This is a genomic window from Paenibacillus sp. EB106-04-04-XG159, from assembly GCF_058791835.1.
The window spans coordinates 203,977-229,888 of the sequence record NZ_JBYTDY010000002.1 but is presented as its reverse complement, the minus strand read 5'-3'; the positions used below and the strand labels follow the sequence as shown (position 1 = coordinate 229,888).

The window sequence follows — 25,912 nt, the reverse complement described above, 5'->3', positions numbered from 1 at the left end:
TATGGCAAGCCACTTTATCATTCCAGTGCTTGTTCAGGCGGTTCTGCTTGCTCCATCTCCATCTCATTCTGAACGTCACGGAGCTGACCTATATGCTTATATAGCAAATAAGCATCCACATCCCCTGTCTTAGCAAACACATTCCACGAGAAATCACGCATTCGTTAATCCCCCTATCCTGAAATGACTCTGACTCATCATTAGGTTGCTCCTAAAGAGCGGGATTATGAGATGCAATTATTGGTCATCCTCGGCAAATGTGCACCTTACCGCTTATTTATCACTGCGGAAGCCAAGGTCGCGCAGCACGCGATCCTGATTGCGCCAATCCTTCTTCACTTTCACCCATAGCTCCATAAACGTCTTGGAGCCGAGCAGCGTTTCGATGTCTTTGCGCGCCAGCTTGCCGATCTCCTTCAGCAGCGCGCCCTGCTTGCCGATCACGATGCCTTTCTGTGAATCGCGTTCTACGAAGATGACCGCTGAGATATACACGACACCATTGTCCTGAACTTTCATGTCTTCTATCGTAACAGCAATCGAATGTGGAATTTCCTCACGCGTCAGGTGAAGAATCTTCTCTCTAATCAGCTCCGCGACAACGAACTGCTCTGGGTGATCGGTGATCTGATCATCTGGATAATATTGCGGGCCTGCAGGCAGATATCCTGTAAGCACCTGAAGCAAACGCTCCACATTATTCCCCTGCAGCGCTGATATCGGGACGATCTCAGCAAAGTCATGCAGTTCGCTGTAGGTCTGAATCATTGCAGGCAGCTGATCCGGATGGATCTGATCAATCTTATTCATCACCAGAATGACCGGTGTGCGGATCTGCTTCAACTGTTCGATGACGTATTTATCTCCGCCGCCAAGACCTGCAGCTACATCAACGAGGAAGAGAATCGCTTCCACTTCATTCAATGTGTTCAAGGCAACTGTATTCATATAATCGCCTAGCTTAGACTGGCGTTTATGAATACCCGGCGTATCCAAAAATACGATCTGTGAATCGGCTGTAGTATATACACCATGAATCTTATTGCGCGTCGTTTGCGGTTTGTCGGACATAATAGCGATCTTCTGTCCAATAACATGGTTCATTAATGTCGACTTACCGACATTCGGGCGTCCGATAATGGCTACGAAACCGGACTTAAACGTATTATCCTTGCGATCTATCAACATACTTCTGTTACTCCTCTGTAAATGATCATTATTGGTTGTGTTTCCATTCTACCACATTCATAAAAGCTAGGCTTGTATTCTACGGAGCCTGAGCATCGCGTTAAGACGTCGAAACGGCGCCAATCCGATAAATGGATTCCGGTGGCGCCGCTAATCATTACATTCAGTTGTTCATTTCCGCTTGCCGTGACGGCGAGCTGTCCAAGCTTACAACATCGAACGCTCCTGGAAGCAGATCAGCCACTTTCATGACCAATACTTCACCATTCATATTCCCCATGATCACGGGCATGTCATGAGAACATAGTTCCACGAGCACCTGTCTGCATACGCCGCATGGAGAGATCGGGCCAGATGTATCGCCCATTACTGCAATTGCCTTGAAGCTTCGAGGCTCACAGCCATCTGCTATTGCGCGAAATAATGCTGTCCGCTCTGCGCAATTTGTCGGTCCATATGCAGCATTTTCCACATTGCAGCCATAATGAATATGTCCTTCCGCATCTAGCAGCGCTGCGCCAACTTTAAAGTGCGAGTAAGGGGTGTAAGCTTTTTCGCGTGCGCGCTTCGCTTCTTCCAGCAGTTGATGATGATCCATCTGACAACCGACCTCCTAGTAAAGTATGACATCCAATTCGAATTGCTGCTTACCAACCAATTAGTCCGCGTGTCATAGCTAGAATGGGTTCAGCAAATATGACAATGCCGACTACTAACGCGAATATCGCTACGATAAGCACAGCACCGGCAGCAGTGTCTTTGGCTGCTTTCGCAAGCGGATTCCATTCCGGCATCACGAGATCAACAACCGACTCGACGGCTGTGTTCATCAACTCAGCCGCCATAACAAGCGCGATACACAGACCGAGCCACATCCAATCTGACCGCCCGATATCTACTGCTATACCAAGTAAACAGGCGAACAATGCGATGGCAAGGTGTACTCTCATGTTACGCTGTGTACGCAGTGCATATGCAATACCTTCGAATGCTGCTTGAAACGTATTCAGCCATGAACGCTTCGTTGAAAGCTTCGACGGCCCGTTCATTTATCGGGACAGTCCTATCTTGGCAAGTACCGCTTCCTGCTTATCCATCATCTCACGTTCGCTAGCGTCGTCTTGATGATCGTATCCAAGCAGGTGAAGGAATCCGTGAACGAATAAGAAGCCAATCTCCCGTTCGATAGAATGTCCGTATTCCTCGGCTTGCTGCTGGGCTTTCTCGGTTGAGATAATAATATCGCCGAGCATATCGCAGATAGAGTCCAATTCGGATTCTTCTTCCACTTCATACAGGATGTCCAGTTCCTCATCTGTCGATTCATTCAAGGCGAATGACAGTACATCTGTCGGACGATCGATGCCGCGATAATCACGGTTCAATTCATGGATACGCTCATCATCCACGAATGTCAACGCAACCTCGCCTCGCTCAATCTGTTCCATAGCAGCAGCTTCCTGCAGGATAGCCTCCAGCTTCACGATCAGATCATCACTAATCTGAAACTTGTCCTGCTCATCGTTCCACTCCAATATCATAGTCATCACAATTACTCCTCATTATGCTTGTCCGAATCCTTTGGATTCTCCGCATCCGAGCTTATATCCACCGGTGCTTGCGGCTGTTCCTTAGCTTTCAGCTGATCAGGGTATTCAATTCGCGAATGGAATATGCCCATCACGGTTTCTTTCAACGAATGAGCTACGAGATCCAGCTCACGAATCGTCAAATCGCATTCATTAAATTGATTGTCATCCAACCGATCTTTAATAATCTTCGAGATGATCGACTCAATCTGCTCTACTGTCGGATGGCGAAGCGAGCGAACAGCAGCTTCCACGGAGTCAGCAATGCCTACCACAGCAGCTTCCTTCGACTGCGCCTTCGGTCCAGGATAACGGAAATCGTCCTCCGTGAAATCCGGCTCTACGCCTTCCTCTTCTGCCTTCTTCAGAGACTTGTAATAGAAGAACTTCAGGAATGTCGTGCCGTGATGCTGCTCCGCAATATCCCGAATCGGCTTCGGCAGCTTGTAGTCCTTCAACATCTCCGCACCATCACGAGCATGCGCCACAATAATCGAAGTACTGAGCTTTGGATCAATAAAGTCATGCGGATTGTCCATATTGGTCTGATTCTCGATAAAATAGCTTGGTCGTTTCGTCTTGCCTATATCGTGATAGAAAGCCCCTACTCGGCATAGCAGGCCGTTAGCTCCGATAGCTTCGGCTGCTTGTTCAGCCAGATTGCCGACCATCACACTATGATGATAAGTGCCTGGCGTCTCCGTCAGCAGCTTTCGCAGCAGCGGATGGTTCGGATTGGACAGCTCTACCAGCTTCAAGGCCGATAGAATGCCGAAAGTGATTTCAAAGAATGGCATGAGTCCAAGAACAAGCACCGCTGTCAATAGCCCGCTTCCAAACGCCAATGCCGCAGCGAGCATGACATCACGGTTGTTCAACGGATCACCGTTCAGCATAGCCAGAACAACAACTGCAAGACTGCCAAAAATACTGATCATGATGCCTGCTTTCAAGATAGTTGAGCGCTGGCTGGCTCGATGAATAGCAAATATTGCGGCATATGAAGTTACTAGTGTGATAAAGAGAAATTCATAGCTGAACAATTCACCCTGTTCACCATTTAGGATGATGCTGGACAGAACTCCGAACACTATCGCGCTCACATAAGCAAGCGGCAAATCAATTAAGAGTGTAACCAGCATGATTCCCAGTGCGAATGGTGTGACATAGCCAAGGAATAAGTTAGTGTCTACCTGTGCAAACGATATAATGCGCAGCGCGAGCACTTGGATCACAAAGATTAGAAAGAGCATCAACAATTGCGCATTATTATACTTAAAATGTGTCGTGCTGCTTTGCCGCATAAACATAAATAACGCGACGGAGAACATCGCTGACAAAAGCAGCAGACCAAATTGCGGCCACAGATTAACTTCCGTCTTAAGAAGCTTGTTCTCTTTCAAAAGATCATATATGTCCTGAGTGATGACTTCACCTTTAGCGACAATGACCTCATTCGGTTTAATAAATACTTGCGGCGTATTCTCTCGCGCTTGAACCTTAGCGAGCTTCGTCGCTTCTTCGTCATAGAACTTATTTGGCGTTACTGCAAGCCGCACCAACTCGAGAACTACCTCTCGGGAGTTGCGATCTGTCAGCGTGCTCGTATTGACTAGTTCTGCAGCCTTAGCTCGCGGAACGTCTGCATCCGCAATCGAATCGCTCATCAGCTTGCTGACGATGTCTTTAGCGACAGGCCTCATCGCATCGATATCTTCCTTCGTCAGCCGTGCCATCTTGATGTACGTTTCCTCAGGAATTCGATACATCTGTTCTTCAATTCGTTTAGACATCTCTGTCAGCAGGCTTGAAGAATATGTACCATTGTTGCGGCTAGTCACCATAAAGGCATCCACATAGTCCGTAAACATCTGTGGTATAACGCGTCGATAAAGATCCACTTTTTCCGATAGTGAGAATTCTTTATCGAGATTCAAGTTCTCAATTCGATTGAACATATCATCCAGCATGCGTTCGTTCTTCATGTTGATGATCGGATATACGGGAGCAACGCTTTCAGCGGCTTTTTCCTGCGCTTCCAAATAAGCTTTCTTGTCAGCGATTTGCTCAGTAGCGACGATATCTTTATCGCTTTTTTGATTAACAACAATATCATATTTCTCTGGCAGCACATTCGGAGCTAAGCCGAAATAAAACAAAATGGTTAACATTACAAACAAAATGGCTCGGACGCCAATACTGTATTTCCATCCCGCCATATTAACTGGACTCGTTTTGAGTCTGCTGCCGCTTTGATGCGTTTTGAGCATAGAGAACAACCCTCTCTATCCTTGGTTTTCGCTTTCCTTCTGGTAAGCAACGATGATCTTCTGTACTAAGGAATGACGAACGACATCCTGCTCGGCAAAGTGAACCATACCGATCTCATTAATCTCTTGTAAAATGCGTTCAGCATTAACCAGCCCAGAGTTCTTGCCTCTTGGCAAGTCAATCTGTGTCACATCACCAGTAATGACCATCTTGGAGCCGAAGCCCAATCGAGTCAAAAACATCTTCATCTGCTCTGGTGTAGTGTTCTGCGCCTCATCCAATATGATAAACGCATCATCAAGCGTGCGCCCGCGCATATAAGCGAGCGGCGCAATCTCGATCAGTCCGCGCTCAAGCGCTTTAGCCGTCTGATCCTGTCCCATTACATCGTACAAAGCGTCATATAAAGGGCGAAGGTACGGATCTACCTTCTCCTGCAAATCACCTGGCAGGAAGCCTAAGTTCTCTCCTGCTTCAACTGCTGGGCGCGTCAGAATGATGCGCTTGACTTGTCCTTCCTTAAGTGCGGTTACTGCGAGAACGACCGCCAGATACGTCTTGCCTGTTCCTGCCGGGCCGATACCGAACACGATATCACGCTTCTTAATCGTGGATACATAATGACGTTGACCGATCGTTTTCACTCGTATCGGCTTGCCGCGGAATGTAAAGGCGATTTCTCCTTTAAATAAATCAAGAAGTTCCTCGGTCTTCCATTCGTCAGCCAAGTCAAGCGCATACACAATATCACGCTCGGAAAGCAAAATATTGTTTTTAATGAGCTGGAGCAGCACTTCAAACAGCTGCTTCATTCGTTCTGTTTCTTCCATTCCCCCCGCAATGACAATCTCCGCTTCGCGGGAAGTCACTTGTGCGGAAGTACGACTCTGAATCAAGCGCAGGAATCGATCCTGCGGACCGAATAGCGCCAATCCTTCGGCAGCGTTCTGTAATGCAAGCTTAATCGTCTGTTGTTGCAACAAAAACCTCAGTCTCCTTGCCTTAAGTCTATGACGTGCGGATTATGACTTGCTCCTCCGCGATGGATTGCTCCACCTCAAACAGCACTTTTAACTTCACTTTACCATTGTCCGTACTTTGATGCAAAATCTTTTCCAACTTTATATCGGCATCTTTACCATATTTCGCTTTAATATCGACACGAGCTTGCTCAAGTCCGACCCGTGCAGCATCGGCCTCACTGCGTTCTTCTGCCACAAATTGAACTTCCAAAATTTTTTCATTTATCCAACTTAAGGGTATTGACAACCATTTCCACTTCGCAGGTGATAGTTCCTCAATTATCTCGTAGTATTCATATTCAATATCACCGAAGCCCGATAGCTGCAAGCGGCGGTCACCGGTCTGAACGTATCCTCGCTCCTTCGTCTCACCCGTGTATACCTTCTGCTTGCTTATTAACGGAACGGTTATCTCATATTCATGCCATACCAGACCGCGCACAGTGCCTTTGGCGGCAACCAGCTTCAAATTCTCATCCGTTCCAACATTGCCGGAGATCAGAACAGTCCCTTTGCTTACCTTCGTATTCACACGCACCTTCGCTTTGCCCTGTTCGGCGATGATTTGGGTGACGACAGCATCAACCTTCGCAACCAAGTGACGAGGGTTATGCATATCCCTTTCTGGCGGAATGGTGGACTCCACGACGTGAATGACGATCTTCGTCCCTTGTTTGGTCACACCTACCCACGAAGTGTTGTCTAGGCGCTTCTGAACGCCCTTAGAGAGCGAGTTCATATCCTTCAATCGAAATGACCATTGGAAGGGAAAGACGCCTTCCTGACGCGCCGCAGCAAGCACCTGCTCCTCGGATATCCGATCGGTGCCTCTCACATCTATTGTCCACACGAGAGATGACAGCATGTACAATCCAAGTGCAAATAAAAATAAGCCCGCAACGAAAAATGATCGCTTGCGGATCAGCTTCATCGAGTAAGGCATTCCATGCCGTTCTTCAACATGCATACGACAGCCTGTCTCTTTTAAGAGCGGACGCAACCGCCGCGCATCTGGCAAGAGCATATAGAAACGCAGTTCACCCTCTACGCTGCGCGCTACATTCCATATCACTATATGTTTCGCAATTAAGGCATTGATTAAACGTTCTGCATTCGCGCCGCGAATCTGAATACGAATATACCCAAGCCATTTTGCTGTAATCGGTGCTTTCATTTTGGCCGCTCCTCCATTCCATATAGCTTGACCTCAGCGATCTCGCCTTCAATAAACACTTCCTCCGTCCATATGCCGCGAATGATCAAGTTGCGGCCAAGTACTTCAAGCTCACCTGCTGCAAGCGAGAGTCTCATCCGTTCCTGAGAAAAATGTACGATTCCACGATGGTTTTCTACGAACAGCTGCTGATTGCCGATCATCGTAAAACGAGGAACGTCCAGCACCATATCCTGCGGCAGCTCGAACACTTGTGCCGTCCATTGGCGCAGCTTGCGGGTAAAACGGCTCATGTGCTCAAAGCCCCCTTCCTGTACTTTACACTCTATGCACTGAAAGGGAGGAATATGAAGCAGAACGGCAGTGAAGAACGCAGGTCAAGAGGAATAGAGGACGTTTCTAAACAAAAAAACTCCTGTTCTCAGACTCGCACCAGGCGAACCGAAGAACAGGAGCTATTGTACGTTTATAAGGACTTAGCGTTTGCCATAAGGCCGTTTCGCCCGAGGGGGACCGAAAATTTCTGCCCAGACGATGCCTATTCGTGCTTCCTTGGCTGATACATCCATGGAGCCTTCCTTTGCTCCGCCGATCTCACCAGCAGAGATCTGGGCGAACGCATTATGCGCGGAGGCTTCAATATTGGTTATGTTCTTTACAGCTTGGGATAAATTCGAGCGAGATCTCGAAGCCCAATCAGGATCTCCCTCCACATGTCTGTAGGAGCGGTTATCGTCGCTGTAGTATGGCGTCTTGGATTGATCCATATGCGTCGTATAAACAGGCTGATGAACGCTCTCTAGTTGATCTGAAGGATCTTGTTCCTCCTGTATCGTTTCTTCATCTCGGTGACTGGTGTTGCTAGACGATGTACCACCGCCAAAGCTCGGCATGCCAGCCCTTTTCTTCTTCTTACCACTTAACATAGAGATGAGAAAAGAAACGATGAGGATGATGATAAATGGATTTTTGGTCAAAAAGTCAATTAATTCATCCATAGCTTATCGCCTAGCCTTCAGTTTTAGAGTCGCCACCCTTGCCGATTGAACCGCGCATTTGAGTATCCGCCTCAATATTTTTCAAGTTCATATAATCCATCACGCCAAGCTTGCCGCTGCGAAGCGCTTCTGCCATTGCTAGTGGAACTTGAGATTCGGATTCTACAACGCGAGCGCGCATCTCGATAACTTTCGCTTTCATCTCTTGCTCTTGAGCGACCGCCATTGCGCGGCGTTCTTCCGCTTTCGCCTGAGCGATGCGCTTATCCGCTTCCGCTTGTTCGGTTTGCAGGTTAGCACCGATGTTCTTGCCTACATCTACGTCCGCAATATCGATGGACAAGATCTCAAACGCTGTACCAGCATCAAGACCTTTACCTAATACCGTACGCGAAATACGGTCTGGGTTCTCCAATACATCCTTATGCATCTCGGACGAACCGACAGTCGTAACGATACCTTCACCTACACGAGCGATGATTGTCTCTTCGCCGGCACCGCCGACGAGGCGATCGATGTTAGCGCGGACCGTTACACGAGCACGTACGCGAACTTCGATACCGTTCTTCGCCATAGCGGCTACGATTGGCGTTTCAATCACTCGCGGGTTAACGCTCATCTGAACAGCTTGCAATACATCGCGGCCTGCGAGATCGATTGCTGCTGCGCGTTCAAATTCAAGATTAATGTTCGCGCGCTGCGCAGCGATCAAAGCATTAACGACACGATCGACATTACCGCCGGCCAAGTAATGGCTTTCCAACTGATTAAGATTGAGACCGAGACCAGCCTTAGTCGCTTTAATAAGCGGATTAACGATTCGGCTAGGCGTTACACGACGCAAGCGCATTGCTACCAGAGTAATAATACCGACGCGCACACCTGAAGCGATAGCGCTGATCCAGAGCATAACCGGGAAGAAGCTGAAAAATACGCTCAGCACAATAACAACAACTACCCCGATAAGCAACATTGGGATTAAGGATTCACTCATTTTTACGTTTACCTCCATTATCTCTATAATATCTATTTCCCATCCTTGCTAGAAGGAAGAAGGGACCATGTAGGGCAAGCATAAATCTATAGTGTGTATTCGCGTACAACCACCCGAACACCTTCCACTTGAATCACTTCGACGGACTTTCCTTCTTCAATGAACGTGCCGTCGGTCACGACATCAACTCTGCGGACACCGAATTTCGCGGTTCCAGCAGGACGCAGCGTTGTGAGTGCGACTCCCACTTGACCAAGCAGCGACGTTTCATTCTCATGTGAAACATAACCTGATTCAGTCGTTAATTTATCGCTTAGAATAAACTTATTCCATACGCCTCGATGCTTGAATACGCGCGCAACCACGATAACAACTACCGCAGCCGACACAACCGCAATACCGAGAGACATCAGGACATTGCTCGTATCATACGCCGCTCTAACAACGCCAGCAAGAAGTCCTACAGAACCAAGTATACCTAATATTCCGAAGCTTGGCACAAATAGTTCCAGCACCAGCATGATCAGTCCGAGAACAAACAGCACGATCGCTTCAACTCCCGCAAGACCCGCGATATAAGCACCGAAGAAGTATAATGCGAAGCTCAGTGCTCCTAATATTCCGGGAACTCCAAATCCAGGCACAATCAATTCAATCGCTATTCCTGCGATACCGATAATGAGCAGAATAGTAGTTACGATCGGATTCGTTAAGAAGGTTGCCAGCTTCTCCGATCCTTGCTTCTCAATCGTCGTTACGTCGGCCTGGTCCATCTTAAGCTGTTTCAGCAAATCGTCTAACGAAGCAGCCTCATATTCAGCGTAGCCCGCTTTCAAGGCTTGTTTCGTATTAATGGACAGCACTTCACCAGACTTCTTCGTCATGTTCAAGGATGGCAGTTTGATTTCTGACTTAACATCAACCATCGCGCGTGCAATTTCCTCATCACGACCATTCTTGCTCGCCGCGCCCTCCATCTTGCTGATCCAAGTCGCATTCAGCTTCGGGTCATCGACCAGCTCATGATTTCCATCCACAATCGCGGCCGCTCCCATCGCGCTGCTTGGCGTCATTGCGATCTCATCTGCGTTCAGCGCTAAGTAGCTGCCTGCGGATGCCGCAAGTCCATTTACATACATAACTGTGTGCAGCGGGCTATTAGAGATTAATTCCCCAATATCAAACGCGCTGTCCAAGCGACCGCCAGGTGTGTTTAATTCGATAATGACCATCTCCGGCGAGAGCGCTTCCGCCTCCTCTAACGCACGGGACAAAAACGTATACATAACGGGGTCAACCGTTCCATCAATCGGTATAACGACTACAGAAGGCTTAACTGCCTTCGATTCCGCCTTAGCTTGCGGCAGCATTCCAGAGAATATCTGCACGCTAAGCAGCAATAGTACGAGTGCTGCTAATGATCGTCGTATAAATCGCGCATTTATTTTCATCACACCATGACACCCTCCCAATTTTCACCCTTACTAGTGACAATTATAATCGTATGGAATAAATACGTATATAGGGTCTATTCGTTTCATAACTCTTCCAAGGAATAAAAAAACACCCCTTGGAATCAAGGAGTGTTTCTTATTCGTCGAATGTAAGATTCGTTTATTGCAGATTCTGCTGCACGATCGCATTGACAAGTTTGCCTTCTGCGCGCCCTTTAACCTTAGGCATGAGGGCTCCCATAACTTTGCCCATATCGGCTTTCGAAGTTGCACCGGCCTCTTGGATGGTCTCTCGTACAATTGCTATAATTTCCTCTTCGGAAAGCTGAGTGGGAAGGTATACAGACAATATGTCAATTTCATGTTTCAAGTTATCTACAAGGTCGAATCGGCTTGCATTCTCGAACTCAAGGAGGGCATCTTTCCGCTGTTTGATTTCACGACCCAGAATCTCAAGGACTTCATCGTCATTCAAAGTTCTCTTAACATCTATCTCAACATTCTTGATCGCCGAACGTACCATTCGGATGGTGGAAAGCTTGAACTTGTCTTGACTTTTCATCGCTTGCTTCATATCTTCGTTCAATCGTTGGCTAAGATCCATTGTTGCTTATCCTCCTAAAACTTTCTCTTGCGAGCAGCCTCGGACTTTTTCTTGCGCTTGACGCTTGGCTTCTCGTAGTGCTTACGCTTTTTAACTTCAGCCAATACGCCATCCTTAGCGATGGAGCGCTTAAAGCGACGAAGAGCAGCATCGATTGTCTCATTTTTGCGAACTTTCGTTTCAGACACCAGTTATCCCTCCCTCCGACCAGACCGTCCAAGAACAAAAACACGGTTCATCAAACTACATTATATGTGAAGAGGAAATGCAGTGTCAACCTAACAGAATTAAACTGTTAACATTTACATATTTTACGATCATGATTGATTTCCTCGTTCTACGTAATGATTAGGCTTTGGGGCCAATAAGCTGTCCAAGCGATTCGCCGCCGAGCAGATGATAATGAATGTGGAAAACGAGCTGACCGCTGTCCTTGCCGCAGTTATTGATTAGTCTGTATCCTGTATCAGCGATCCCCAGCTCCTTCGCAATCTGCTGCGCGGCTTGATGAATGCTGCCGATCAGGCGCAGATCGTCAACAGCTACATCGTTCATCGTTGGAATGTGCTTCTTAGGAATGATCACAATATGTACCGGCGCTTGCGGCGCGATATCATGAAACGCCACAACCTCATCGTTTTCGAACACTTTTTTAGAAGGAATCGTCCCTTCGACTATTTTGCAAAATATACAATCCATCCTACACTGCCTCCTTAAACTATAAACATACAATCTCTATGTATCCGTATCATATCGAAATTAAACGCATCCGTCCAATACTCATGAGGCTTCAAGCTGTAACCATACGATTGGACTGCGGTCAAGACCGACGCATTAAGCGGAAATGGTACAAGCCGCGATTCATGAATTGTTCGCGGCTTGTTGAATCGATGTGTTTAATACCAAGGCAGACGCGATAGTGCTATTAGAATGGCCAACGGGAACACAAGTCGATTAAATGGTCTGTGATGGCCTTGATGGCCGTGAAAACCCTGATGACCCTGATGACTGAAACCGCGATTGTAAGCATAATAAGGTGATCTACTGTAATGCATCCCGTATGGACTTCCTTGGAAGCCTCCATAATAGGAGCGATTCGAGCAGCCGCACGGCATAGTCCATGTCATATGATCGGATGGGTATCCCGACATAGTTGATCCCCAGTTGGGTACTGCCAGATGAACATTTTCATCGTCCACATCTGTAATGATCCCCATAAAGCTCATGTTGTCATTGGTCGTAAGTTGAACGAACTGGTTCATATGCTTCTTGCATAGCTCGTGCATGGAGTGCTGACCATTGTCACCGCTCGCGGACGGCTGCTTGCTTAAGGGCATTGTCGATCCGGCTTTCGAAGCCATATCGTTTGGATTAGCCGACATCATCTGGGGGGTAAGCGACGGTGATGTTGTCATCCCGCCCATATTATAATTTTCCATAGCTGCCTCCTTAAATGCGCAAAACGAATAATATAGTGCATGATATTCGCCTAATGCCTAAAGAGTTACAGAAACATTCATTGCTGCGCGGTTACAGGGGCTTAGAGCTGTTTGCACTCTGTAACGCTGAAGACCGTTTGATCGTACCGTGATCAAGGCTGGAATTTTGCGCAAAAAAAAGACACCTCGTATCCCGCATACCACGGGCAGCGCTCCATGCGCTGTGAACGTATTGATCGAACAAATCAATGATGAGCATATCCTCATCCGCTTGCGCAATCAATACGGTCACCGAGATGTCAAACATAAGATGTCGGCTGTCTGTATTATAACAGTGTGATGAAACTGTTACTGTGATGTAATTCACACCACTAAAACAATATGCTTCTGACATACATATGCCCTCAATCAAGCAGACTGCAATATCCCTGCTGCTGATAGAGGACACTTCTAAATCTGATTATGCGGATTCAATCGTAAGAATGGAACCCTTGCCAGCCTGTTCAGCAGGCTGTACAACCAGCTTGCGCGGCAATCGCGCCCGCAATTCAGGGACGTGACTAATTACACCGACAGCAAGACGGTCGGAATGAAGCTTCTCCAGCGCGGTTACAACTGTATCCAACAGCTCTGGATCAAGTGTGCCGAACCCTTCGTCAAGGAAGAAGAATTCCAATGGATACATGCCGCGCAGTTGGATCTGGGCAGATAGGGCAAGCGCAAGCGCTAAAGAAGTTAAGAAGGTCTCACCGCCTGACAACGTTGAAACAGGTCGTCTAATACCGCCATTACCGTCGTCACGAATGACGAAGCCTCCTCCGGAATCCACTTCCAATGCATAGCGCTGCTTTGTCAACTCCTTTAGACGCACAGATGCAGCTCGACTAACCTGCAGCAGCTGTTCCTCCGCTATATACTCCACGAATGTATTGCCTCTAAACACACTTTGCAGCTGCTGCAATCGGCTGTGCAGAAGCTGCTTCTCATGACGCCTTAACTCCAGCTCCATCCAGCGAGCATGCTTGCCGCGGAGCTGCTCCGCATCTCGTTCTGCTTTCACGCGTATTGTGAAGCTCGTCTCATCATCCTGTATGCAGCGAGCGCGCTCAGCAGATACTTCCTCCCAGGCTTCATTCGACACGCTGCGCTCCTGCAGCAAGCTGTCCAGCCTGCGTACCTGCGCCTGCAGCTCCGCACGGCGCTCATGGTAGCTCGCAATCGCTTCCTCCATGATGCGCCGAGCTTCCTCCGTCATGCGCGCAGCCTGCGCTTCCTCGATGTGTTGGAAGCTGCTGGCCTGCAGCTTCACATGCAATTGCTCCGCTGCCAGCGTGTGCCGCTCCATTGCGGAGGCATGCGCTTGTTGTGCCAACGCATGGGCCTGTGCCGCTTCAATAGCAGCAAGGCGCGCTGTTTCAGCAGCGAGAGCCGACTTCTCTGCTGCGGTGCGCACTGCATCCAGCTCTTGAGCAGTACGGCTGTACTGTTCTGCAAGCGGTCCATCCGGAAGCAGAGGAGCTAAACGCTTCTGAAGGTCGTTCAGCAGCCTTACAAGCCCCTTCAGATCCGCCTCGCGCTGCAGCTTAAGCTTCTCAGCCTCACGCTTCTGTTCATCTCGACGTTTGAACTGTTCTTGGGTATCCTCCACATACTTAACACCGCGCTCCAATCGCTCGCGGTATTCCTCTGCTTCGCGATCCATACGAAGCCACTGCTCACGCAGCGCTCCCATCTCCTCGGGGCGCCATTGTGGATATTGTTCACGATAATCAACCGCTAGTTGTCGGCAATTCGCTTGTTGCTCCGCTAACCGTGATACAACCTCTTCATGAGATTTCTTCTGTGCATAGCATCGGGAAGCAGCTTGCTGCATCGTCCAACCATTCTGCTCCAGCTCGCGCTCCATCAGTTCCTTCTGTGAAAGAAGCGCATCCGAATGTTCCATAAGCTGTCTCCATGCATCCTGCACATTGCTGAAGCATTGCTCCGTCTGTTGCAGAATATGCTCCGCGCGGCTGCAGAGCCGTTCCGCGCCAAGCTCAATCGTATGCTCATCTTCAGCAATCTGACGCATCTCCGTAATAACCGCATCTGTTATAGTACAAGGCTTCACCGTGCAATTGTCTGCTGTCACAGACTCCGCCGAGAGCTCTTCGGAAAGCATCTGGTTAAAGCCCTCGCTCAAACCGGAAGCAAGCTGTTCATAGGCACCCTCGATCATAAAGCTGCGCATGCGATTCTCCGCTTCCCGAAGCCGATATAACAATTCTTGCTTCGAGCGACCGCTTCTTTCACGATAAGCATGGATATCGCTTCGTACGCCGCGCAGCTCTTCACGTAGCCCTGACCATCGCTCCAGCTGAGCTTCCAGTAAATGAGCCCATTCTCCGTAACGAGCCTCCTTAGCCTTAGCCTCAGCCTCCATATGCTCGGCCTCTTCCGATCCACTCGTTCCAGCACCGTGTACGACTGAACCGCAAACCGGGCATGGCTCACCCTCGTGAAGGGTGTCTGCCAGCTCAGAAGCAAGCGCTAGCTTCGTCAACGCGCGATGCCGCTGCGACGTCCAAGACATGCTTGCTTCAACGCCTTCAGCAAGCGATTCCACGCACGCATCCAGCTTCGTCCAATCCTGTTCAGCGCCAGAAAGCTCACTTCGCCAGCTTGGTATGCTCCGCCCCCAAGCTAGCAGCGAATGCAGCGAATCGCGCAGCTCCGTTTCAGCGGCGTTCAACAGCTGTGACTGCTGGAGCTGATCAGCCTCGAGCTTATGCAGCAAGCCCTGCTGCTCCTGCAGGCGCTCGCTCGCAAGCCAAGCCGCTTGTGAGCTTTCGCGCTCAGCGAGCGGTCGCTCCACGCCCTTCAGCAGTTGCTTAAGCTCCGCCTGCCGCTGCGCGGCCTTCTCCAGCAGCTGCGTCATACGCTGCAGCTCCAGATCCGCAGCCTGCAGCGCTTGCTCCGCTTGCAATCGCTCTGCTTCGCACCGATCGGCATCGCCCTGCTGCTGCTCCGCTTCGCGCTGCCACTCCATCGCCTGCTTCAACCGCTCGAGGCGGTTCAGCAGCTCGGGCTCGCGCTGCTCCCGCGCTTGCACAGCCGCTGCAGCCGCCTCCGCTGCAGCCGCCGCGCGTGCCTCCGCCTGCTCGCGGCCTTCCGCCGCGCTGGCGAAGCGCGTCTGCGCGGCCTCACGCGCATCGACCGACGTGCGCGCCTCAAGCATCAGCGGCTGCAGCAGCTCGGCTTCAGCCGCCATGCGCAGCTGCTGCTCGCTCGCCTGCACGCTGGCCGCCTCGCTCGCGAGCACTGTCAGCTTCGCGTCCACTGCCGCGCGCTCGCTCTGCCATGCGCGCAGCTCCGCGAGCTCCTTATAGCGCGCTTCCGCCGCTTCCTTTGCCGCGCGCGCGGCTTCATGGCGCAGCCGAGCCGCTTGCAGCTCCTGCTCCGCCTGCGCAAGCGCCTCAGCGGAAGCGTCTCCGAGACCCTGCTGCTCCGCCTGGCAGGTGTTTACCTCCGCTTCCGCCTCCTTCGCTCGGCGCGTCAGCTTCGCCATGAGCTCGTCGCCGTATCGCTCAAGCGAGAACAGCCGCTGCAGCATTTGCCGCCGATCGCTCCCCTTGAGAGACAGGAATTCTGCGAATTTCCCCTGTGGCAGCACTACCGCGCGAGTAAAGTCATCCATCTTCAAGCCGATATGGTGCTCTACCAGGCGCGTGACATCGGACAGCTTGTCCGCAAGCACGCGCTCTCCTTCATCATCAATTTCAATGAAGCGGCTCACCGAGTTGCTGATATTGACATCTCCTGTGCGCTTGAAACGGCGCTCCACCCGAAACGTCCGCGACCCTTGAGCTCCGTTCAATCGAAATGTAAACGAGACCGTCAATTGGTTCTCCGCTTGGTTCATAATGCCCTGTGTGCCGTTCTGCGCTCGTTCGACCTTTCCATACAACGCCAAAGTAATCGCATCCAGAATCGTAGACTTCCCGCTCCCGGTAGGTCCGAATATCCCGAACAGTCCGGTTTCACACAGCTTATCGAAGTCAATCACCTGCTCCTCGCGATAGCTCTGCAGGCCGGACAGTGTCAATTCAATCGGTTTCATTCGTTCCCCTCCTCAGTCGCATACTCTTCTTGGCCGGCGAGTTCCAAAAACAGCTCCACGAGCGCGTCATCCGGCACAGCTCCGCCCGTCTGCCGCTCGTAGAACCGGCGGAACAGCTCCTCCACCGGAAGCTCGGAGCGTCGTTCCGCTTCGGCTGCAATCTCCTGCATATCGGGATAGATCGGGCGGATGTTAATGATGCCTGGATGAGCTCTGCGCAAATGCTGGATCTGATCCAGCGTCATCGCCTCCTGCAGATGAATGCTTACATCTATCCAGGCTTCACGGTCGCGGCCTTCATCCAGCCAGCGGCACAGTTCCTCATAGCCGCCTTTGGCTTTCCAGTTCACCAATGGCTTGCCTGAATGCAGATACAGTTCTTTCGGATCTGCCGCTTCACCCGGCGCCAAGTCCAGCAGCGTGACCGACTTCGCTTGTCCGGCCTCTGAGAAGCTGTAGGCCAGCGGCGAGCCGCTGTAGCGTACGGGAACCTCCGCCTTAACATATTGCGGGCGGTGAAGATGACCAAGCGCTACATACTGTGCGCCTAGTCCTCCAGCACCGGCCACGTTGAATGCGTTCGGGTGCACGGTATAGGCTCCTCCAACCTGAATCGGTCGTTCCGACTCGCTCTCTTTACCTCCCAGTACATAGAGATGACTCATCATGAGATTGACCGTATTCTTGTTAAATGCCTGTGCCTGCATCGCAAGCAGCTCACCGACTCGCGCACTATATGCGGAACGAATCTGTTCTTCATCATTATCCTTCGAGAGCAGCTCCTGAAGGCGGGCTTCGGATGGATATGGAAGCGCGGCGATAACCGCTTGTTCTCCTGTTCTGGCAATCCGTACCGTTACCGCCTGCTCAGAAGGCTGCCCTACAAGATAGATGCCTTGATGGCGCAGCAGCGGTCCAGAAGCTGTCAATCGATCCGGATGATCGTGATTGCCGGAAATAATGACGATCGGACGTGTTCCTCCCTTGGACAAGCGTTCGATCGTGTCATAGAACAACGCCTCAGCCGCTGCAGGCGGATTCACTGTATCGTATATGTCGCCGGCAATAAGCAGCATATCAATCCCCTCAGCATCCGCCATCAGCACAAGCTCCTCCGCAAACGCCGCCTGCTCCTCCAAGCGGCTGCGTCCCTCCAGCGTTCTTCCAAAATGCCAATCCGCCGTATGCAAGATCCGCATATAATCCCCCCTTGAACTGCTTCAAATCGATACTCCATTCAAATTCCTGGTCTTGCCATTACTTCTACTTCAATTTTCGATACAACCCGCGCATTTATCCAATCTAACTAATCAAGTCCCGCAACTTACACGTTTCCTGCCGATTCCACTTACATTCTAGGTCAACACCGTCGCCTCTCTAGAATCGAAGAAATACAGCACCTTCTTGTCCACCGTGCGGCCGATAATCCGCTCAATCGCTCGCGCGTAAAAGTCCAACTGGAACCGATAATGCTCTGCCAGAGCTCCGGTTCCACCCCGATGCTTAAGTACCTTGTCTGTCTTATAGTCCAGCAGAATCAATTCTCCGCCCGACTCAAACAAACAGTCTATGACACCCTGTACCAGTACAGTTTCATGCTCAAGTATCCCTGCTTCATCCTTCGCCGCAAATGTCGGCGTCGCCACATATCTCAACTGCTCCCCGCTATCGGACAAGGCTTGGCTCATTTCAATCGAATATGCATCAGCCGCCGTCAAACCGTAGCTAAACGGCAATTCTCTCTGAACAGAATCGGCTTGCAGAAGCTGCTGACCTACTGGGTGTATGAAGAAATTCATGATCGCTTCCACATCGATCGCCTCTGCTTGCGCCTCCGTTATAAGCTGACGCTCCAGCATAAGGACGAGAGTATCCCGTACTGTATCTACATTCAGACCTGCGTTTAGCGGCAGATGCTGCATGACCAGATGGTACGCGGTTCCCCGTTCCGCAGGTGTAAGACGCTTGTCCTCCATGAATTTAGGTCTTCTCAGATGCAGCGTATACCCATCGCGATTAGCTTCCCTTGTATCCTGGTTTAACTTCAATTTCATATCAACATCCGATTCCGAAGAGCTGACCCACGATACCGACACAGTATCATCCTGCTGATACAGACGCTTCATCTCCGTTACCGATGTCTTAGCAGGCAGCATCTCTGCGATTCGATACGGGTTGCGCCACGACAGCCGCTTATCCAACTGCTCGGCGTACTTTGCAGGCTCACCCTCATCAACAGCTTCCAGCCGCAGCAGATGCTGCAGTCTCTCTGCCTTATCGCCAAACATCTCCGATTCCTGACTGTCATCTAGACGAACGGACAGCACAGAAGCAGGCATTAAGCTTAACGTCCACTCCGCCGTTTCATCCAGCAGTGCAGAGCCGTTCCGATCCGGCAAGCCCGCATAGCGCCGCAGCGCGCCAGCAGCCGGATGCCTAATGACAGCAGGTCCGATCCAATCCAGATAGGAGCGAGCCCTCGCAATCATATAATCAGGCAGCAGAAGCTCTTCAAGATCGAGCGCCTCCCCCCAAGTATTAATTGCTTTCTCCGCATCGCTGACTGTACCGACGAGAATCATTTTCTCCTTAGGACGTGTCACAGCCACATACAGCACCCGCAATTCCTCTGCCAGCAACTCCAGCCTCATCTGTCTGCGAATCGCCAGATTCGCCAGCGTTGGATACGCCACTCTCGCTTCTTCATCTACATACCGCGGACCGAACCCCAGCTGCTTGTGCATCAGAAACGGAGCTGTCAGGTCCTGCTGGTTGAACTTCTTCGCAAGCCCCGCCACAAATACGACTGGGAACTCCAACCCCTTGCTCTTGTGTATGGTCATGATGCGTACAACATCTTCTTGTTCACCCAACGCGCGAGCGGTTCCCAGATCGCCGCCTGTTTCTCGCATTCGGTCGATAAAGCGCAGAAACCGGAACAGCCCTCTTATCGAAGAGGATTCGTATTGTCGAGCACGATCATACAATGCCCGTAGATTCGCCTGACGCTGCAAGCCTCCTGCCAAGCCGCCGACCCATTCGTAATAGCCTGTTTCCCGATAAATGCTCCAGATCAAATCAGACAGGCAGCCCTGTCTGGCCTCGTCCCGCCATCGTTCCAAGCTGTCCAGAAAGGTGCTGATCTTGGAGCGCGACTGCTCACTCAGCAGCTGATCTTCGCCTTCAAGAGAGCTTGTCACATTCGTGCCCGCAGCTGCCTCAACCAGCGCATCGTAATACGGCTTACCCTTATCAGCTAGTCGAATGACTGCCAGCTCTTCGGCCGTCAGACCCACAACAGGCGATCGCAGCACGCCCGCCAGCGGAATATCCTGATATGGATTGTCAATGACTCGCAGCAAGGACACGATGACTTCAACCTCTGTTGCCTGAAAATATCCTGTACTAAACTCCGCATACGCCGGTATACCCTCCAAACGCAGCTCCTCCACCATTAGAGGCGCCCACGCTTGCGTGGCCCGCAGCAGGATCACGATATCGCGATAAGTGGCTGGCCGCATCTGCTTCAGCTTGCCATCGAATACAAGATATGGAGCCTCTCCTTCATCGCCAAGCAATCTGCGAATGCGTGCCGCAATCGCTCTCGCCTCCAGACGGGCGGTTTCGAGCTCAACAGCATCGACCATATTAGAGCTCTCAGTCGACTCCTCCGTTTCCTCGTCTGCTTCGGCTTCATTGGATGGTTCGGAGCCCTTGCCTTTTTCAAGGAGGATGAGCTCTGTCGCCGCACTCTGTCGTACTCCTTCACGCTCAGGCAGCTCTGGATAATATTCAGCGCCGAATTGCAGCTCTGCTTCCCGGTCATATTCCAGCTCCGAGACATTCTTATTCATTAGCTGACGGAACAGCATGTTAACCGCATCCACCACCTCGATACGGCTGCGGAAGTTGCGCGCCAGATCCACCCGTATGCCTTGTTCTTTGCTCCGAGGCGAATAGGCGTAATATTTAGCTAAGAATAAACCAGGTTCAGCCAAGCGGAATCGATATATACTCTGCTTCACATCGCCTACCATGAACCGATTGCCTCTGCCTTCTCTCGCAATCAGATCAACTATCGCTTCCTGCACCATATTCGTATCCTGATATTCGTCCAGCAATATTTCCACGAACTGATCCTGGTACTGCAAGGCGGCATCCGAAGGGAGCGGATGCTCCGGACTCGATTCCGGATCTCGCAGAATACGCAAGCAATAGTGCTCTAGATCGGAGAAATCCAGTAAGCCCTTGCTTCGCTTCGCTTGCTCGAAGAGCTCGCCAAACTCGTTCACGACGCCGACCAATGTCTCCATCACAGGCGCTATCTGATGCAATTCAAGTAGAAATTGCTCCGGTGCTCGCTGGAACAGATCATCCTTGAGCTGGGCAAATTTAGCTTTCGCCTGATCGCGAAGTCGCTTCGTCTGCTCCTGCATCGACTTATCGTATTGATCTCCGCGGCATGCCGGCAGCCTGCCGAAGCCAAGCTGTTCGAACACGGCGGACATCTCATGCCAAGGCAGCACCTGAGCCTGCTCTTGAATGGCTTTCGCTGCAACCCATTCAGATTCGATCAGCTGCCCATACGGCTCTGGCCCTCCGGGTGAGGTCGCAAGCATTGCTGCTTGCCTTAACAGTTCAGCAACTCCAGACAGCCCCAGCCTCGTATCCTGCATAATGCCTTCCGCCCATGGCGAACGCGAGAGTTCCTCCACTGTTGATACACGGAATGCAGCAGACATCTGTTCCAACCACAGCTCCGGCCATGGATGGCTTCGCGAGAAATCATACAGCCGTTGCACGAGCTTGAATGCAGCCTCGTCGTTCCGCTCGCCGCTGAACCAATCCACAAACCGACGGAACGGTTCATCCTCATTGCCGTAGCGATCCTCGAATACACCCTCCAGCACGTCCTGGCGCATCACTTCCGTCTCCGTTTCATTCGCCACGCGGAACGCCGGGTCTAAGCCGATCGTTTGAAAATGCCGCTGAATCACCTCTAAGCAGAAAGAGTGCAGCGTCGTAATCGATGCGCGGTTCAGCAGTGCGAGCTGCCGCTCGAGATGCTCTGACTCCGGATTCCGCTCAAGTGCTTGTTCCAAGGCGATGCGAATCCGCTCGCGCATCTCCGCTGCAGCCGCCTTCGTGAACGTGGCCACTAGAAGCTGGTCCACATGAATGGGCTGCTGCTCATCGCTTATTTTGCGAATGATTCGTTCAACGAGAACCGCAGTCTTACCTGAGCCTGCAGCCGCGGCAACGAGCATATTGGCTCCGCCGTCAACGACAGCCCGCCATTGATCATCCGTCCATTTGGACCCTTCGGGCTTCGATGGAAGGGCTTGCTCCTCACTGACGCCATGCGCTTGTGTGGCAATAAGCTCCGCCGCTTGTTCCCGCTCCGGCAGAGGCTCAGCTGTTAATGGATTATTGTGCTGTGTCACGTGAGTTCACTCCTTCCTGCATCTTGATCCACGCCTCATCCTTGCTAAGCCGCGGCAATTGATTGTATTGATTGCCCTCTATCAGCTCATCGAACTGGCAGACCGGCTTATAGGAGCAGAAATCACACGCCTTGCTGGTACCCATACGGTACGGTTCAATATTTACGTCACCGTTCGTAATGCGCGTACCGATCTGTTGAATGACTTGACGCGCTGTCGTCCGCAGCGTATCCCACTGCTCCTTCGTCGCAACGCTGGCGTTGCTGTAGAAGGTGCCGTCCTGCTTAACGGCAACAGGGAGAATGTCGGAGTACCCCTTTTCAAGCGGTCCGTCCATCTTGGCAACAGCCTCTCGGTCAGCCAGTACAAGTCCCTTCATCTTGAACTTCTTCAACAGCTGCTCTGCTGCCTGATCGGCAGGCATTCCGTTCGCAGCAGCTAGCAGTGGATTATGCACATGGAAATACAGCGTCCCCGCAGGCAGAGCTTCTTGACCGATCCACTCCTCCGCATTGGACAGCAGCACATCAAGATAGGTCAGCATCTGCAGCGACAAGCCGTAATACACCTCATGCAGCTTCAGATCAGTCGCGCTCGATTTATAATCGATGACGCGCAGCAGAATGCCTTGATCGCCATCTGCGCAATCCACACGGTCGATACGGCCGACAATCTCCATCGTGCAGCCGTTCTGCAGCGTGAAGCGCAGAGGCGGAAGCGGCTTGTCCGGCCCAAAATCCATCTCCAGCGCAAGCGGCTCGAATTCCCCGCGCTTCGAATGCTCGCCGATGACTACTGCAGCCCGCTCCACGATCTGTTTGAGCTTGCGAGAGATGTGCTGATAGCGCTTCGTACTGAGCAATATTTCACCCTGCAAGCGAGGAGCCAGCAGGTCGACGATTCGGTCAGCTTCTGCCCGGCATTCCGCAGGCGTCAACGCTGCCCATGTACGACCGTCATCCTTGATGTCAGTGGCGAAGCGGCTTAGAGCCGCGTGGAACAGCTGCCCGATATCAGGCGCTTCCAGACGATACATCTGGCGCTCCTTCAGCTTCAATCCATGCGACGCAAAGTGTGAGAACGGACACGCCACGAATCGTTCCATCCGAGATACGCTCGTTCGCAGATTGCGTCCATACAGCTTGCGGCTCGTCTCCGCATCTAGGCTTTGCACTTGATTGCGATATTCCAATGAGCCTATCAGCGTTCGTAAGCGATCATGCCATACGGGCTGACGCTGAAACCAATTGTATACGTCCCACCAGAGCGGATCGATCTCTCGGCCGCGCTTCCATTCACGCAATTGCGCGATCAGATGCCGAAGCGCAGCTTCTGGATGAGCTACATATTCGAGCTGCAGCTCCGTATTCATAAATTCATTCGGCTCCGCCATTATGAGCTGTTCCTGAACATGCGGGAACATCGTACGCACCATACGAATAACCTCGGACGGCAATAGAGACTTGCCTTCTTCATCCGCCAGCGCATAGCTCACCCATAGGCTCTGACTTGGAGCCGTTAAGGCGTTATAGATCAAGAAGCGCTCGTCCAGCAGCTTGCGGCGAATACCGGGAGCCATCTCGAGTCCCATATCCATAAGCGTATCGCGTTCATTCTCTGTCAATACGCCGTCCTCCAGCGGACGCGCTGGAATGACTCCATCATTAACACCTAACATATAGAGATGCTGGATCTGACCCGAACGGGAGCGATCCATCGACGCGATCAGCACCTGATCCAACGCCGCTGGAACGAGAGCAAGCTGGATACTTTCCAGTCCGGTCTCCAGCATGCCGGCGAAGCGCTCCATCGACATCGCTTCGTCTCCAACCATTTCGACCATTTGGTCTAATATGTCCAATAAAGCGCCCCATATCTGACGATGCTCGCGCGCGCGTTCTACGTGCCCGCTGAGCATAGCCTCTGCGCTCATCCGTTCCAGCTTGTCCGACACCTGCAGCGACATCCAGAACTCATATAATCCTTCGCACATGCCGCGAACATTTTCGGCTTGAGATAATGCGCGTTCCAATCCACTAATCGGCTCAACAATTCGTCGTCTGCAGTCTTCTACCCACGCAGGAGCATGCTTGCGTCCTGTGTCCTCACTCTCTGGCGCATCAGCTTCTAACGATAAAGAAGGAATGTTCGGCCACGGCTTGCCGTTCGTCCAGCGGTAACCCTCGATACCGGTCGCCAGCACGATATTTTCCAGCTTATCGAAGTCCAGTCTTGTAACTGAACCATCCTCTGGAATAATAAATTCCGTCTTGACGAAGCGGAATACAGCGTCCGCCTTCCAGAATCCAAGCAGGATGTCGAGCGCGGCTCTAGTCATTTCCACAAATGGATGATGCAGCACTCCACGCTTCTGATCCATAAAGTGCGGAATGCCCAGATCGGTGAATACGGTACGAATAATATCTCCGTAATCCGCGATGTTGCGCACCATCACAGCCGAATCACGCCATCTTGCTTCACCGCTCTCCATCCGCTTCAGCATGTCGCGTGCAGCAGCCTCAACTTCTACACGTCGATTCACGGAGGCGTGCAGAGTGATCGCGTTCTGCTGTTTCTGCTGCTCGGTAGCACCGTTCCACACTTTGCGCCGCTCATATCCTCGCTCCATATGCCCAAGCAGCGGGGAGCTCATATAACGCGGCAGCTCCTGTTCTGCTGCAGCCCCCATTTTCGTAATCTCGCGAATTGGAACTGATAACGTATCCGCCATCTCGCGCAGCTTCATAAACGTAGTTGCTGTCGGATGGAACAGATTGAGCTCATGAGGCTCATCTCCTTGCTCATAAGCGCGATCCAGTGTTAAGGCTATGCGGACTTCACGTGCATGTACCAGCAGCGCGCCGATGACCGACAGCTCCTGCGGCGTAAAGCCGTGGAAGCCATCGATCCAGATCTCTGCGTTGCGAACATACTCGGAATGAGCCATCTGCTCTGCCAGCCGCATCAGCACATCTTCGCCGTCAAGATAACGTTCCGCGAGCTCAACTTCGAACTCCTGCATGACTCCCGCAATATCATGAAGCTTCGCTGTCAGCAGCGACTGACTGCGCACGCCCTCCAGAAAGGACAACTGCTCTGCCACATCCGATGCTTGTATGCGGTAACGCTTCATTTCGTCAAACAAGCTGTTCAGCTTGTCAATGAATCCGAACTGATCCGCCGCCCCTGCAAATAATGGCAGATCCGGCTTGCGACGCTGCAATATTTTGTAGAGCAGCATCTTCTTGCCTTCCTCCGTGATTGGAGTCAATGCGGTTCCACCCGTTTCCTGCATAACACGGTAAGCCAAGCGGCGAAACCCCAACACTTGAGTCCGCAGCATGCCATCCAAGCCTTCAGAACGCACAAGCTCATGCTCGACTTGAAAGGTGCCCTGCTCAGGCATCAGCAATATAATCGGGGACCCGATAGGCGCTTCTTGCATCTGACTGCGAATGCTGTCAAGTATATGGGCTGTCTTCCCGCTTCCAGAGCGGCCTATGATAAACGTCAATCCCATGACTTCGATATCTCCTCTCACATTTCCCACGATCCAACACACTGTATATTCACATCGTATCCAGATCAATTGCTCATCAATTGATCCAGTTCGATAATTCACCAAAGTTAGCT

20 protein-coding genes are annotated in these 25,912 nt (G+C 51.3%); all 20 read right to left on the bottom strand.

Annotated features, from left to right (window positions below; all coding sequences use genetic code 11):
* Positions 1-17: 17 nt before the first annotated feature.
* Positions 18-161, bottom strand: coding sequence for a YqzL family protein (locus AC3WTP_RS03220; RefSeq protein ID WP_492393137.1), 144 nt, complete (start codon positions 159-161; stop codon positions 18-20).
* 112 nt (positions 162-273) lie between these two features.
* Positions 274-1,188, bottom strand: coding sequence for a GTPase Era (gene era, locus AC3WTP_RS03215; protein WP_492393136.1), 915 nt, complete (start codon positions 1,186-1,188; stop codon positions 274-276).
* Positions 1,189-1,351: 163 nt separating this feature from the next.
* A complete protein-coding gene (gene cdd, locus AC3WTP_RS03210) occupies positions 1,352-1,786 on the bottom strand; it encodes a cytidine deaminase (protein WP_492393135.1) in 435 nt (144 codons plus the stop codon).
* A 49-nt stretch (positions 1,787-1,835) separates the two neighbouring features.
* On the bottom strand, positions 1,836-2,237 hold the full coding sequence (locus tag AC3WTP_RS03205) for a diacylglycerol kinase family protein (protein ID WP_492393134.1): 402 nt from the start codon (positions 2,235-2,237) through the stop codon (positions 1,836-1,838).
* Complete coding sequence (gene ybeY / locus AC3WTP_RS03200) at positions 2,238-2,735, bottom strand: rRNA maturation RNase YbeY (RefSeq protein ID WP_492393133.1); 498 nt, start codon at positions 2,733-2,735, stop codon at positions 2,238-2,240.
* Positions 2,736-2,740: 5 nt separating this feature from the next.
* Positions 2,741-5,047, bottom strand: coding sequence for an HD family phosphohydrolase (locus tag AC3WTP_RS03195; protein WP_492393132.1), 2,307 nt, complete (start codon positions 5,045-5,047; stop codon positions 2,741-2,743).
* 15 nt (positions 5,048-5,062) lie between these two features.
* The gene (locus tag AC3WTP_RS03190; RefSeq protein ID WP_492393131.1) at positions 5,063-6,031 is read right to left on the bottom strand and encodes a PhoH family protein; all 969 of its coding nucleotides are present in this window, start codon (positions 6,029-6,031) and stop codon (positions 5,063-5,065) included.
* Between the two features lie 25 nt (positions 6,032-6,056).
* Positions 6,057-7,244: a sporulation protein YqfD gene (gene yqfD, locus AC3WTP_RS03185; protein ID WP_492393130.1), complete on the bottom strand. Its 1,188-nt coding sequence runs from the start codon at positions 7,242-7,244 to the stop codon at positions 6,057-6,059.
* Positions 7,241-7,537 (bottom strand): sporulation protein YqfC, encoded by a 297-nt coding sequence (gene yqfC, locus AC3WTP_RS03180; protein ID WP_492393129.1) that lies wholly within the window; start codon positions 7,535-7,537, stop codon positions 7,241-7,243. The genes yqfD and yqfC overlap by 4 nt, the downstream gene beginning before the upstream one ends.
* Before the next feature lie 183 nt (positions 7,538-7,720).
* A complete protein-coding gene (locus AC3WTP_RS03175; RefSeq protein ID WP_492393128.1) occupies positions 7,721-8,242 on the bottom strand; it encodes a YqfB family membrane protein in 522 nt (173 codons plus the stop codon).
* A gap of 10 nt (positions 8,243-8,252) precedes the next feature.
* Positions 8,253-9,236, bottom strand: coding sequence for a flotillin-like protein FloA (floA, locus tag AC3WTP_RS03170; protein WP_492393127.1), 984 nt, complete (start codon positions 9,234-9,236; stop codon positions 8,253-8,255).
* A gap of 86 nt (positions 9,237-9,322) precedes the next feature.
* Entirely contained in the window at positions 9,323-10,687 is a 1,365-nt protein-coding gene (locus AC3WTP_RS03165; protein ID WP_492393332.1) for an NfeD family protein, read from the bottom strand.
* 163 nt (positions 10,688-10,850) lie between these two features.
* On the bottom strand, positions 10,851-11,294 hold the full coding sequence (locus AC3WTP_RS03160; RefSeq protein ID WP_492393126.1) for a GatB/YqeY domain-containing protein: 444 nt from the start codon (positions 11,292-11,294) through the stop codon (positions 10,851-10,853).
* Positions 11,295-11,308: 14 nt separating this feature from the next.
* Positions 11,309-11,482 (bottom strand): 30S ribosomal protein S21, encoded by a 174-nt coding sequence (gene rpsU / locus AC3WTP_RS03155; protein WP_005547957.1) that lies wholly within the window; start codon positions 11,480-11,482, stop codon positions 11,309-11,311.
* Between the two features lie 160 nt (positions 11,483-11,642).
* Positions 11,643-11,993: a histidine triad nucleotide-binding protein gene (locus tag AC3WTP_RS03150; protein ID WP_492393125.1), complete on the bottom strand. Its 351-nt coding sequence runs from the start codon at positions 11,991-11,993 to the stop codon at positions 11,643-11,645.
* A gap of 197 nt (positions 11,994-12,190) precedes the next feature.
* Positions 12,191-12,733 (bottom strand): hypothetical protein, encoded by a 543-nt coding sequence (locus AC3WTP_RS03145; protein ID WP_492393124.1) that lies wholly within the window; start codon positions 12,731-12,733, stop codon positions 12,191-12,193.
* A gap of 460 nt (positions 12,734-13,193) precedes the next feature.
* Positions 13,194-16,835, bottom strand: a complete 3,642-nt coding sequence (locus AC3WTP_RS03140; protein ID WP_492393123.1) for an AAA family ATPase — start codon at positions 16,833-16,835, stop codon at positions 13,194-13,196.
* Positions 16,832-18,034 carry an exonuclease SbcCD subunit D gene (locus AC3WTP_RS03135; protein ID WP_492393122.1) on the bottom strand — a complete coding sequence of 401 codons (1,203 nt, stop codon included), beginning with the start codon at positions 18,032-18,034 and terminating at the stop codon, positions 16,832-16,834. Before AC3WTP_RS03135 ends, AC3WTP_RS03140 begins: the two co-directional genes overlap by 4 nt.
* Before the next feature lie 156 nt (positions 18,035-18,190).
* Entirely contained in the window at positions 18,191-22,279 is a 4,089-nt protein-coding gene (gene addA, locus AC3WTP_RS03130) for a helicase-exonuclease AddAB subunit AddA (protein WP_492393121.1), read from the bottom strand.
* The gene (gene addB / locus AC3WTP_RS03125) at positions 22,263-25,799 is read right to left on the bottom strand and encodes a helicase-exonuclease AddAB subunit AddB (protein WP_492393120.1); all 3,537 of its coding nucleotides are present in this window, start codon (positions 25,797-25,799) and stop codon (positions 22,263-22,265) included. Before addB ends, addA begins: the two co-directional genes overlap by 17 nt.
* Positions 25,800-25,912: the final 113 nt, after the last annotated feature.

What these genes read in the sequence shown, in the direction of transcription:
- AC3WTP_RS03220 (WP_492393137.1), bottom strand. Translation starts at nt 161, where the DNA reads ATGCGTGATTTCTCGTGGAATGTGTTTGCTAAGACAGGGGATGTGGAT.
- era (WP_492393136.1), bottom strand. Translation starts at nt 1,188, where the DNA reads ATGTTGATAGATCGCAAGGATAATACGTTTAAGTCCGGTTTCGTAGCC.
- cdd (WP_492393135.1), bottom strand. Translation starts at nt 1,786, where the DNA reads ATGGATCATCATCAACTGCTGGAAGAAGCGAAGCGCGCACGCGAAAAA.
- AC3WTP_RS03205 (WP_492393134.1), bottom strand. Translation starts at nt 2,237, where the DNA reads ATGAACGGGCCGTCGAAGCTTTCAACGAAGCGTTCATGGCTGAATACG.
- ybeY (WP_492393133.1), bottom strand. Translation starts at nt 2,735, where the DNA reads ATGACTATGATATTGGAGTGGAACGATGAGCAGGACAAGTTTCAGATT.
- AC3WTP_RS03195 (WP_492393132.1), bottom strand. Translation starts at nt 5,047, where the DNA reads ATGCTCAAAACGCATCAAAGCGGCAGCAGACTCAAAACGAGTCCAGTT.
- yqfD (WP_492393130.1), bottom strand. Translation starts at nt 7,244, where the DNA reads ATGAAAGCACCGATTACAGCAAAATGGCTTGGGTATATTCGTATTCAG.
- yqfC (WP_492393129.1), bottom strand. Translation starts at nt 7,537, where the DNA reads ATGAGCCGTTTTACCCGCAAGCTGCGCCAATGGACGGCACAAGTGTTC.
- AC3WTP_RS03175 (WP_492393128.1), bottom strand. Translation starts at nt 8,242, where the DNA reads ATGGATGAATTAATTGACTTTTTGACCAAAAATCCATTTATCATCATC.
- floA (WP_492393127.1), bottom strand. Translation starts at nt 9,236, where the DNA reads ATGAGTGAATCCTTAATCCCAATGTTGCTTATCGGGGTAGTTGTTGTT.
- AC3WTP_RS03165 (WP_492393332.1), bottom strand. Translation starts at nt 10,687, where the DNA reads ATGAAAATAAATGCGCGATTTATACGACGATCATTAGCAGCACTCGTA.
- AC3WTP_RS03160 (WP_492393126.1), bottom strand. Translation starts at nt 11,294, where the DNA reads ATGGATCTTAGCCAACGATTGAACGAAGATATGAAGCAAGCGATGAAA.
- AC3WTP_RS03150 (WP_492393125.1), bottom strand. Translation starts at nt 11,993, where the DNA reads ATGGATTGTATATTTTGCAAAATAGTCGAAGGGACGATTCCTTCTAAA.
- AC3WTP_RS03145 (WP_492393124.1), bottom strand. Translation starts at nt 12,733, where the DNA reads ATGGAAAATTATAATATGGGCGGGATGACAACATCACCGTCGCTTACC.
- AC3WTP_RS03140 (WP_492393123.1), bottom strand. Translation starts at nt 16,835, where the DNA reads ATGAAACCGATTGAATTGACACTGTCCGGCCTGCAGAGCTATCGCGAG.
- AC3WTP_RS03135 (WP_492393122.1), bottom strand. Translation starts at nt 18,034, where the DNA reads ATGCGGATCTTGCATACGGCGGATTGGCATTTTGGAAGAACGCTGGAG.
- addB (WP_492393120.1), bottom strand. Translation starts at nt 25,799, where the DNA reads ATGGGATTGACGTTTATCATAGGCCGCTCTGGAAGCGGGAAGACAGCC.